Below are 1199 nucleotides of genomic sequence, written 5' to 3' on the forward strand. Positions count from 1 at the left end.
TCTCAAAGAAAGGCTTCCCTTTCTCAATAAGTCCGATGAGTTTGTTCATTATTTTGCTCCTCTTTTGTATAGTTCAATCATGTGCTTCATCAAATCCTTGAGCAACAAGGTTGTCATCAGGTGGTCTTGACCATGCATCATGGTCACGCTATAGGCCAAATCCTCACCAGCAGCTTCTTTGGTCAAAAGACTGGTCTGAGCATGGTGCGCTTCGACGATACAAGCATTTGCTTCTTCCACCAAACTTTCAGCGCGGGCAAATTCTCCTGCCTGCGCTGCATTTAATGCTTCCAGCAACTTGGAACGAGCATCACCCGCGTAGGCTACGATTTCAAAACCAAGTAATGTTACTTCTTCTCTATTCATGATAGATCCTCCTTTTAATGTTCCTTATAATAATCGTTGAATATGCAAGACCAGATAAACTCGCTCACTATGATACAAGTCTATTCCAGTTTTCTGGGCAATAATCTCATAAAGACTACTTCCGATTTGATAAGCTTTGGGATAGGTCAGTTTAATCTGACTTTCCATTTCTAACAGTGAAACGTTGTCATCTCGGCTTCTGTCTAAGTAATCTAAGAAGTAATTGAGATGAATCATAAATCGGTCATAGAAGTTGCTATTCTCCGATGTTCTTTTAATTCCCTGCTTTCTCAGCTCTTCTTCTACAGCCGCTAGAATTTCCTTCCGCTGATCCAAATGACCCTGACCTGCTGGACTGGAGACCCCTTCTGCATTGATAAAGTGATAGGCGATTCTGTTTATTTCATCGTCTGGAAATGCTTCTAAGAGTCGTTCCCGATAAATAGCTACTGCTTCTTGAGCAATTTGATAAGGAGTGGGATATTTATCTGAAGCATCTGGCAGATCACTACTCTTGTACCGCCCCTGCTGAAGCGCTTGATAAGAACAGTAAATATGATCCGTCAGTGTGACATAGATATACTCCTGGACGGGGTAATGGTATTTCTTAGAAAGCGTGTCAATCACATCGTAAGTCACTGTGATAAAATCCAGTGGCACATCTTTGAGCAAGGCCACAAAGTTTTCCTTGGATTCTTCCGTTCTCATACGAAAGACTTTCTCAATCTTACTTTCCAGAACAGGATCACCCTTTTTCTTATTGAATGCTATCCCACTACCAATCAGAACAACCTCTTCACCATTTTCATGTTTGGCTAGAGCAACATTGTTAT

Annotated in this window: 2 protein-coding genes; both read right to left on the reverse strand. The window is 41.4% G+C overall.

Annotated elements, in window-relative coordinates; all coding sequences use genetic code 11:
• Positions 1-48: 48 nt before the first annotated feature.
• Positions 49-366: a PTS lactose transporter subunit IIA gene (gene lacF / locus Q0191_RS08615; RefSeq protein ID WP_048792057.1), complete on the reverse strand. Its 318-nt coding sequence runs from the start codon at positions 364-366 to the stop codon at positions 49-51.
• A 24-nt stretch (positions 367-390) separates the two neighbouring features.
• Positions 391-1199: PRD domain-containing protein (locus Q0191_RS08620; protein WP_297665652.1), on the reverse strand; the 809-nt coding region annotated here is incomplete at its 5' end.

Origin of the sequence: uncultured Streptococcus sp., from assembly GCF_938036805.1 — a bacterium.
GTDB lineage: Bacteria > Bacillota > Bacilli > Lactobacillales > Streptococcaceae > Streptococcus.